General features: G+C 76.8%; 9 protein-coding genes. All 9 read left to right on the top strand.

Annotated elements, in window-relative coordinates; translation table 11 throughout:
- The first annotated feature begins 32 nt into the window (after positions 1–32).
- The 9 genes from ACIHFE_RS20705 to ACIHFE_RS20665 are packed head-to-tail and all read left to right on the top strand — an operon-like array spanning position 33 to position 9,496.
- A complete protein-coding gene (locus ACIHFE_RS20705) occupies positions 33–1,703 on the top strand; it encodes a carbamoyltransferase (protein ID WP_400108616.1) in 1,671 nt (556 codons plus the stop codon).
- On the top strand, positions 1,700–2,728 hold the full coding sequence (locus tag ACIHFE_RS20700) for a glycosyltransferase family 2 protein (protein WP_400108614.1): 1,029 nt from the start codon (positions 1,700–1,702) through the stop codon (positions 2,726–2,728). Before ACIHFE_RS20705 ends, ACIHFE_RS20700 begins: the two co-directional genes overlap by 4 nt.
- On the top strand, positions 2,725–3,273 hold the full coding sequence (locus ACIHFE_RS20695) for an HAD-IIIA family hydrolase (protein ID WP_400108612.1): 549 nt from the start codon (positions 2,725–2,727) through the stop codon (positions 3,271–3,273). Before ACIHFE_RS20700 ends, ACIHFE_RS20695 begins: the two co-directional genes overlap by 4 nt.
- Positions 3,270–4,304, top strand: a complete 1,035-nt coding sequence (locus tag ACIHFE_RS20690) for a glycosyltransferase family 9 protein (protein ID WP_400108610.1) — start codon at positions 3,270–3,272, stop codon at positions 4,302–4,304. Before ACIHFE_RS20695 ends, ACIHFE_RS20690 begins: the two co-directional genes overlap by 4 nt.
- On the top strand, positions 4,301–5,263 hold the full coding sequence (locus tag ACIHFE_RS20685) for a glycosyltransferase (RefSeq protein WP_400108608.1): 963 nt from the start codon (positions 4,301–4,303) through the stop codon (positions 5,261–5,263). Before ACIHFE_RS20690 ends, ACIHFE_RS20685 begins: the two co-directional genes overlap by 4 nt.
- A complete protein-coding gene (locus tag ACIHFE_RS20680; RefSeq protein ID WP_400108606.1) occupies positions 5,260–6,480 on the top strand; it encodes a glycosyltransferase in 1,221 nt (406 codons plus the stop codon). The genes ACIHFE_RS20685 and ACIHFE_RS20680 overlap by 4 nt, the downstream gene beginning before the upstream one ends.
- Positions 6,477–7,079, top strand: coding sequence for an SIS domain-containing protein (locus ACIHFE_RS20675; protein ID WP_400108604.1), 603 nt, complete (start codon positions 6,477–6,479; stop codon positions 7,077–7,079). Before ACIHFE_RS20680 ends, ACIHFE_RS20675 begins: the two co-directional genes overlap by 4 nt.
- Positions 7,080–7,100: 21 nt before the next feature.
- Positions 7,101–8,489 (top strand): D-glycero-beta-D-manno-heptose 1-phosphate adenylyltransferase, encoded by a 1,389-nt coding sequence (gene rfaE2, locus ACIHFE_RS20670; protein ID WP_400108602.1) that lies wholly within the window; start codon positions 7,101–7,103, stop codon positions 8,487–8,489.
- 41 nt (positions 8,490–8,530) lie between these two features.
- Positions 8,531–9,496 carry a glycosyltransferase family 9 protein gene (locus ACIHFE_RS20665; RefSeq protein ID WP_400108600.1) on the top strand — a complete coding sequence of 322 codons (966 nt, stop codon included), beginning with the start codon at positions 8,531–8,533 and terminating at the stop codon, positions 9,494–9,496.
- Positions 9,497–9,509 lie beyond the last annotated feature (13 nt).

The raw sequence follows: 9,509 nt of genomic DNA, 5'->3' as shown, positions 1-9,509 counted from the left end.
CCGGAGTTCCCCCGACGCCTACGGAGCACGCCATGCGCATCCTCGGTATCAACGCCCTCTTCCACGACCCGGCGGCCGCGCTGGTCGCCGACGGGCGGATTGTCGCCGCCGCGGAGGAGGAGCGGTTCTCCCGGCGCAAGCACGGCAAGCGTCCGGTGCCCTTCGCGGCCTGGGAACTTCCCCTGCGGGCGGCCGCCTGGTGTCTGGAGCGGGCCGGGCTGAGCCCGGGCGAACTGGACGCGGTGGGCTACTCCTACGATCCGGCGCTGGCCCGCCCGGCGGAGACCATGGGGCTGGACGACCCCTGGGACAGCCTGCGCCAGACCTATGCCCGGGAGGCCCCCTACTTCCTGGCCGACGCCCTGCCGGGGCTGGCCCCGGAGAAAGTGCGCTTCGTTCCGCACCATGTGGCGCACGCGGCCTCGGCGGGGCTGGCCGCGCCCCATCCGGACAGCGCGGTGCTGGTGCTGGACGGGCGCGGGGAGTGCGCCTCCCATCTGGCCGGGCGCTATTCGGGCGGTGCGCTGGAGGTGCTGCGGGCGCAGGAGCTGCCACAGTCGCTGGGGCTGGTCTATGAGGAACTGACCGCGCATCTGGGCTTTTTGCGCAGCAGCGACGAGTACAAGGTGATGGCGCTGGCCGCCTATGGCAAGCCGCGCTTCCTGCCCGAGCTCAGGGAGCGGATGCATGCCACGGGTGACGGCGGCTTCCAGGCGCATGCGGTGCCCTGGGCGGCGCTCACCGAGCCGCGCGCGCCCGGCCAGGAGTGGACCCAGGACCATGCCGACCTGGCCGCCAGCACCCAGGCCTGTCTGGAGGAGCTGCTGCTGGACCTGGTGCGCTGGCTCTATGGCCGCACCGGCGCCCAGGCGCTGGCCCTGGCCGGCGGGGTGGCGCTCAACTGTGTGGCCAACTCGCGGATCGCCGCCGAGGGCCCGTTCCGCAAGGTGTGGGTGCAGCCGGCCGCCGGGGACGCCGGTACCGCGCTGGGCGCGGCGCTGCACCTGGCGGCGGCCCGCGGGGAGCCGGCCGCGCCAATGGACGGCGCCGATCTGGGCCGGGGCTGGTCGGAGGAGGAACTGCGCGGCTGGCTGGAGCGGGCGCGTATCCCCTATGAACGTCCCGCGGACATCGCCGCCACGGTGGCGGCGGAGCTGGCCCGCGACGGCATCGTGGCCTGGTTCCAGGGCCGCAGCGAGTACGGGCCCAGAGCGCTGGGGCACCGTTCGCTGCTGGCCCACCCGGGGCGCGCGGCCAACCTTGAGCGGCTCAACCAGGTCAAGGGCCGGGAGGAGTTCCGGCCGGTGGCGCCGATGGTGCTGGCCGACCGGGCGGTGGAGATCTTCGAGGGGCCGCTGCCCAGCCCGTACATGCTGTTTGTCCACGATGTGGTGCGCTCCTGGCAGGAGCGGATCCCGGCGGTGGTGCATGTGGACGGCACCGCCCGTATCCAGACCGTGGATCCGGCGCGGGAGCCGCTGGTGGCGCGGATGCTCACCGAGTTCGAGCGGCGCACCGGGCTGCCGGTGGTGGTCAACACCAGCCTGAACACGGCGGGCCGGCCCATGGTGGACGATCCGCGCGACGCCCTGGAGTGCTTTGGCTCCGCCCCGGTGGACCTGCTGGCGATCGGGCCGTTCGCGGTCCGGCGCGGCCGGGTCTTCGCGGCGGGCGGCCGGGCGGCCGCCGAGGAGGCGACATGAGCGGCGGCTACTGGCCCCCGTACGCGGTGGTCATCCCCACGCTGGGCCGGCCCTGCCTGGCGGCCTGTCTGGACGCGCTGGCGCTGTCCGCCGGGCCCGCCCCGCGGGCGGTGGTGCTGGTGGACGACCGTCCCGGCCCCCGGCACGACCGGGCGCCGCTGCCGCTGGCCGCCCTCGGTGAACTGGGCGCGCGGGCCCGGGTGCTGAACAGCGGCGGGCGCGGCCCGGCGGCGGCCCGCAACACCGGCTGGCGGGCGGTGGGAACGCCCTGGGTGGTGTTCCTGGACGACGATGTGCAGGTGGGCCCCGCCTGGCGGGCCCGGCTGGTGCGTGAGCTGGCGCATGCCGCCCCGGACGTGGACGGGATCCAGGGGGTCATCGAGGTGCCGCTGCCCGAGGACCGGGCGCCCACCGACTGGGAGCGCAACACCGCGGGCCTGGCCGGGGCCCGCTGGGCGACGGCCGACATGGCGTACCGCAGCGCGGTGCTGCAGGCGGTGGGCGGTTTCGACGAGCGTTTTCCGCGCGCCTTCCGGGAGGACGCCGATCTGGCGCTGCGGGTGCTGGCGGCGGGCCGCCGCCTGGAGCGCGGCCGGCGCACCACCCGGCATCCGGTGCGCCCGGCCGGCCGCTGGATCTCGCTGCGCCACCAGGCGGGCAACGCGGACGACGCGCTGATGCTGCGGCTGCACGGGGCCGACTGGTGGCACCGGGCGGGCGCGCCGCGCGGCCGGCTGCCCCGGCATGCCGCGGTGACGGCGGCCGGGGCGGCGGCGGTGGCGCTGGCACTGACCGGGCGGCGGGGCGGCGGGCTGGTGGCCGCCGCGGGCTGGGCGCTGGGCACCGCGGAGTTCGCCTGGGCGCGGATCGCGCCGGGGCCGCGCACCCTGCCCGAGGTGACGGCGATGCTGGCCACCAGCGCGGTGATCCCGCCGCTGGCCGTCGGGCACCGGCTGCGCGGCACCTGGCGGCACCGGGCGGCGCGCCCGCTGCCGGCCGCTGTCCCGGCCGGGGGTGTGCCATGAGCGGCGGCCGGGCGGCCATACCGCGGGCGGTGCTGTTCGACCGGGACGGCACGCTGGTGGAGGACGTGCCCTTCAACGGCGACCCCGGCCGGGTGCGCCCGCTGCCCGGGGCCCGGCGGGCCCTTGGGCTGCTGCGTGGGCGCGGGGTGCGGGTGGGGGTGGTCACCAACCAGTCCGGGGTGGCGCGCGGGCTGCTGAGCATGGCCCAGGTGGGGCGGGTCAACGCGCGGGTGGAGCGGCTGCTGGGCCCGTTCGACGTCTGGGCGGTGTGCCCGCATGGGCCGGCGGACGGCTGTGACTGCCGCAAGCCGGCGCCGGGCCTGATCCTGCGCGCCGCCCGGGAATTGGGGGTGCGCTGTGCGGACTGTGCGGTGGTCGGGGACATCGGCGGCGATCTGGCGGCGGCCTCGGCCGCCGGGGCGCGCGGGGTGCTGGTGCCCACGCCGGTGACCCGGCCCGAGGAGGTGGCGCGGGCCGAGTGCCGTGCGCCCGACCTGCTGGGCGCGGTGCGCCTGCTGCTGGACGGCGGGGGTGAGCCGCGATGAGGGCGCTGGTGGCCCGGCTGGACAGCTTCGGCGATGTGCTGCTGGCCGGGCCGGCGGTGCGCGCGGTGGCCGCGCGCGCGGAGCACACCGTCCTGCTGTGCGGGCCGCGCGGCGCCCCGGCGGCGCGGATGCTGCCCGGGGTGGACGAGGTGGTGGTGTGGGATGCGCCCTGGGCGGGCTTTGAGCCGCCCGCCGTGGACCGCGCGGCCACCGGCCGCTTTGTGGACCGGATGGCCGGACTGCGGGCGGACGTCGGCCTGTTGCTCACCTCCTTCCATCAAAGCCCGCTGCCGCTGGCCCTGTTGCTGCGGCTGGCCGGGGTACGGCGGCTGGCCGCGGACTGCGCCGATTACCCGGGCGCGCTGCTGGATGTACGGCACCGGCGTGATCCCCGGGCCCATGAGGTGCGGGCCGGGCTGGAGTTGGCCGAGGCGGCCGGCTTCCCGCTGCCCGAGGACGATGACGGCCGGCTGAGGGTGACCGCGCCGCCGGCCACCCACGCCCTGGTGGGCGAGGGCGGCTTTGTGGTGGTGCACCCGGGCGCCGCGGTGCCGGCCCGCCGGTGGGGGCGGGAGCGGTGTGCGGCGGCGGTCCGGGAACTGCTGCGGGCGGGCCACCGGGTGGTGGTGACCGGCGGCCGGCAGGAGCGGGAGCTGACCGCCGCGGTGGCTCTGGGCGGCGCGCTGGACCTGGGCGGGCGTACCGGCCCGGCCGAGCTGGCCGGGGTGCTGTCCCGGGCGGCCACGGTGGTGGTGGGCAACACCGGCCCGGCGCATCTGGCGGCCGCGGTGGGCACTCCGGTGGTCTCGCTGTTCGCGCCGGTGGTGCCGGCCGAGCGGTGGGCCCCCTACGGGGTGCCCCATGTGCTGCTCGGGGACGAGCGGGCGCCGTGCGCGGGCAGCCGGGCCCGGATCTGCCCGGTGGCCGGGCATCCCTGCCTGAACGGGGTCTCCCCCGGGGATGTGCTGGCCGCCGTGGCGAAGCTGACCGGGAGCACACCCGGTCTCGAACCCCTGGAGCGGACGCCATGAGGATCCTGCTGTGGCATGTGCACGGTTCCTGGACGACGGCGTTCGTCCAGGGCCCGCACACCTATCTGGTGCCGGTGACGGCGGACCGGGGCCCGGACGGGCTGGGCCGGGCCGCCACCTTCGACTGGCCGGACTCGGTCCGCGAAGTGCCGCCCGAACGGCTGCGGGAGACAGAGATCGATCTGCTGGTGCTTCAGCGGCCGCATGAGTTCGAGCTGGCGCGCCGCTGGCTGGGCCGGCGGCCGGGCGTGGATGTGCCGACGGTGTACCTCGAGCACAACGCGCCCGGCGGCCCCGTGCCGGACACCCGTCATCCGGCCGCGGACCGGCGGGAGTTGACGGTGGCCCATGTCACCCACTTCAACCGGCTGATGTGGGACTGCGGTGCCACCGCGACAACGGTGATCGAGCATGGCATCGTCGATCCGGGCTCGCTGTGGACGGGCCGGCTGGCGCGGGCGGCGGTGGTGGTCAACGAGCCGCTGCGGCGCGGCCGTACCACCGGTACCGATCTGCTGCCGTACTTCGCGCGGGCGGCGCCGCTGGATGTGTTCGGGATGCGCACCGAGGGCGTCGCGGAGCATCTGGGCCTCGGGCCGGAGCGCTGCCGCGCCCATGAACTGACGCAGCGCGAGCTGCACTTGGCGCTGGCCGGGCGGCGGGTCTATCTGCATCCGGTGCGCTGGACCTCGCTGGGGCTGTCCCTGCTGGAGGCGATGCACCTGGGCATGCCGGTGGTGGCCCTGGCGACCACCGAGGTGGCCGAGGCGGTGCCGCCGGGTGCCGGGGTGGTCTCCAACCGGCTGGAGGTGCTACGGGACGCGGTGCGCGGCTTTCTCGCCGAGCCGGAGCGGGCCCGGGAGACCGGCCGGGCGGCCAGGGCGGCGGCACTGGCCCGTTATGGGCTGCCCCGGTTCCTGGACGACTGGAACCGGCTGATCAAGGAGGTGACCCGATGAGGATCGCCATGGTGTCCGAGCACGCCAGTCCGCTGGCGGTGCTGGGCGGCCCCGACGCCGGGGGCCAGAACGTCTATGTGGCGCGGCTGGCGGACCAGCTGGCCGGACGCGGCCACCAGGTGACGGTCTACACCCGCCGGGACGACCCCGCGCTGCCGGACCGGGTGCCGCTGCCCTCGGGGGTGGTGGTGGAGCATGTCCGGGCCGGCCCCCCGCGTTCGCTGCCCAAGGACGAACTGCTGCCGTTCATACCCGGGTTCGGCGCGCATCTGGCGCGGGCCTGGGAACGCGACGGCCCGGATGTGGCGCATGCGCACTTCTGGATGTCGGGGCTGGCGGCGCTGCTGGGCGCCCGGGATCTGGGGGTGCCGGTGGTGCAGACGTATCACGCGCTGGGCACGGTCAAGCGGCGGCACCAGGGGGCGGCGGACACCAGTCCGCCGGAGCGGCTGGGCATCGAGCGCAATATCGGCGCCAGTTGCGCCCGGATCCTGGCCACCTGCTCGGACGAGGTGCGGGAGCTGGGCCGGATGGGCATCGCTCCGGAGCGCTGTTCGGTGGTGCCCTGCGGGGTGGACACCGGGCACTTCGCGGCCCGGGGCCGGATCGCCCTGGGTCCGCCGCGCCGCGCCCGGCACCGGCTGCTGGCGGTGGGCCGGCTGGTGCCGCGCAAGGGGGTGGATCTGGCGCTGCACGCGCTGCGCCGGGTTCCGGACGCCGAGCTGCTGGTGGCGGGCGGACCGCCCCGGGACGGGCTGGCCCGGGACGCCGAGGCGATGCGGCTGCTGGCCCTGGCCCGCCGGCTGCGGGTGGCCGACCGGCTGGTGCTGCTGGGCGGTGTGGCGCACCAGGACATGCCGGCGCTGATCCGCAGCGCCGATGTGGTGCTGTGCACCCCGGTGTACGAGCCCTTCGGCATCGTTCCGCTGGAGGCGATGGCCTGTGGTGTACCGGTGATCGCCACCGATGTGGGCGGGCACCGGGACACCGTGGCGCACGGCGAGACCGGCCTGTTGGTGCCGCCGGACCGGCTCGCGCCGCTGGCCGAGGCGATACGTCAACTGCTGCACTCCCCCGAGCGGTTGGCGGCCTGTGGCAGGGCCGGGCGGGAGCGGGCGGTGGCCCGCTTCGCCTGGCCGAAGGTGGCCGTCGGTGTGGAACGCGTCTACGACCGGGCCACCCGTCTGCGCCCCATGGCGTCAGGAGCCCCGCGATGACCGTGACCCGTACATCCGGTACCGCTCGTCCCCCCGCCGCCGACGGCGATCACTGCGCCCGGCTGCTGGCCGCGCTGGAGACCTTCCGCGCCGAGCAGGCGGCCACCGCCCGGCTCTGGGGCGCCCGGCTGGCGGCGACGCTGTCCTCGGGCGGCCGGCTGCTGGCGGCCGGCAACGGGGGCAGCGCCGCGCAGGCCCAGCACCTGACGGCCGAGCTGGTGGGGCGCTACCGGGAGGACCGGGCCCCGTTCTCGGCCATCGCCCTGCACACCGACACCTCCAGCTGCACCGCCATCGTCAACGACTACGGCCCGGACGAGCTGTTCGCCCGTCAGGTGCGGGCGCACGCCCGGCCGGGCGATGTGCTGATCCTGCTGTCCACCAGCGGGGCCAGCCCCAATCTGCTGGCCGCGGCGGCCGCCGGCCGGGCCTCGGCGGCCGGGGTGTGGGCACTGACCGGTCCGGCGCCCAATCCGCTGGCCGAGGCGGGCGACGAGACGCTGTGCGTGGCGGCGGCCAGCACGGCCAACGTCCAGGAGCTGCACCTGGTGGCGGTGCATCTGATGTGTGCCGCCTTCGACGCGGCGCTGGACTCCTGACCCGGACCGAAAGGGGCTGTCATGAGCACCGGGACACCACTGCTGGTCGTCGGCGACGCCCTGCTGGACCGCGATCTGGTCGGCACCGCGGAACGCCTGGCGCCGGACGCGCCGGTCCCGGTGCTGGACGGCTGCCAGGAGTGGCTGCGCCCCGGCGGCGCGGCGCTCGCCGCCTACCTGGCCGCCCGGGCGGGCCGTCCGGTGACCCTGCTGGCACCGCTGGGTGACGACCCGGCCAGCCGCCGGGTCGGAGCGCTGCTGGAAGGACTGGTGACGGTGGTGCCGCTGCCGCTGGACGGTCCACTGGCGGAGAAGACCCGGGTGCTGGCCGACAGCCGCCCGGTGGTGCGGCTGGACCGGGGCAACGGGCGGGCGAGCACCGTCACCGACCGGGCCCGCCGTCTGCTCGCCCAGGCGCCCGCGGTGCTGGTGGCCGACTACGCCCGGGGCGCCGCCGAGGTGCTGCGCGCGGAGCTGGCCGCCATCGCCCCGCGCACCGCGCTGGTATGGGATCCCCACCCGCGCGGCCTGCCGCCGGTCGCCGGCGCCCGGCTGGCCACCCCGACCCATGAGGAGGCCCGTGGCTTCGCCGGGGACGGGGCGTCCGAGGGCGAGTCCCTGGGCGCGGTGGCCCGTACCGCCGCCGAGCTGGTGCGCCGCTGGCGGGCGGTGTGGGTGGCGGTCACCCTGGGCGGGCAGGGCGCGTTGCTGTCCCAGGGGGACGGGCCCATGCTGGTGCCGACCGCCGCCCGGCACAGCGGTGACACCTGTGGCGCCGGTGACTGTTTCGCGGCGACCGCCGCCGGGCTGCTGGGCGATGGCGCCCTGCCGGCGGAGGCGGTGCAGGAGGCGGTGGCGGCGGCCACCCGCTATGTCGCCGAGGGCGGCGCCCGGGCGGTGGCTCCGGGCCCGGAGCCCACGGTGGCACCGGACCGTCGCGATGCGGCGGACGGCCTGCGGCTGGCCGGCCGGGTACGGGCCGCGGGTGGCACGGTGGTGGCCGCGGGCGGTTGCTTCGACCTGCTGCACGCCGGCCATGTCAGCCTGCTCCAGCAGGCCCGGGGCATCGGCGACTGCCTGATCGTCTGCCTGAACTCGGACGCCTCGGTACGCCGCCGCAAGGGCGCCGGGCGCCCCATCAATCCGCTGCCGGACCGGATCCGGGTGCTCCGGGCCCTGCACTGTGTGGACGCGGTGGTGGTCTTCGACGAGGACACCCCCGAGCGGCTGCTGTCCCGGCTGCGCCCGCACATCTGGGTCAAGGGCGGCGACTACGCCGTGGAGCGGCTGCCGGAGGCGGCACAGCTGGCGGAGTGGGGCGGGCAGGCGGTGCTGCTGCCCTATCTGGACGGCCGCTCCAGCACCAGGCTGGCCACCCGCGCCGCGCGCTCGGCGGAGGCCCGGGCATGAGGCGCCGGGTGCCGGACGGGCGAATGGGCGCCCTTCGCCCCATGGGGGCGTGCCCACCCGCCGGGCCGCGCCTGCTGGTCCTCCGCGCCCTGGGCCTGGGCGACCTCCTCACCGGGGTTCCGGCCCTGCGCGCCCTGCGCCGCGCGTACCCCGGCCATGAGCTGATCCTGGCCGCCCCCGCCGGCCTCGCGGCGGCCGCCACGGCCACCGACGCCGTGGACACCCTCCTCCCCGCCTCCGCACCGCACCGCGCCGTCCCCGAGTCCCTGCCCTGGACCGGCTCACCCCCCGACATCGCCGTCGACCTGCATGGCAACGGCCCGCCCAGCCACCTTCTCCTGCAACAGCTGCGCCCCGGCCGGCTGCTGGCCTTCGCCCACCCCGGCACCCCCGGTATCGACGGCCCGCACTGGCGCCCCGACGAACACGAACGGGAACGCTGGTGCAGACTGCTCCGCCATTACGGCATCCCCGCCGACCCCGCGGACCTGGCCCTGCGCCGGCCCGCCGCGCTCTCCCCCGTCCCCGGCGCCACCGTGCTGCACCCCGGCGCGGGCGCGCCGGCCCGCCGCTGGCCCGCCGGCCGCTTCGCCGCGCTGGCCCGACTGCTGCTGGCCCGTGGCCACCGGGTGGTGGTCACCGGCGGCCCGGGCGAGGACGCGCTGGTGAGGCGGGTGGCCGTACCCGGCACCCGCGCCCTGCCCGGCGGGCTCTCCTTCGGCGCGCTGTGCGCCCTGGTCGCCGAGGCCCGGGCGGTGATCAGCGGGGACACCGGCCCGGCCCACCTGGCCGTGGCCCTCGGCACACCCAGCGTCACCCTGTTCGGGCCGGTCGCCCCGGCCCTGTGGGGCCCGCCGCCCCACCCACGGCACGCGGCACTATGGCATCAGGGCCCGCCCGGCGATCCGCACGGCGGCCGGCCCGACCCCTTGCTGCTGCGCATCCACCCGGAAGAGGTCCTGGCGGCCCTGGAGACGGCTTCGCCGGTCTCCCCACCGGCCGCGTAACCAGAAGGAAGGT

This window comes from Streptomyces sp. NPDC052396 (genome assembly GCF_044593195.1).
Lineage (GTDB): Bacteria > Actinomycetota > Actinomycetes > Streptomycetales > Streptomycetaceae > Streptomyces.
The sequence above is the reverse complement of the archived record's forward strand: the minus strand, read 5'-3'. Positions and strand labels throughout refer to the sequence as shown.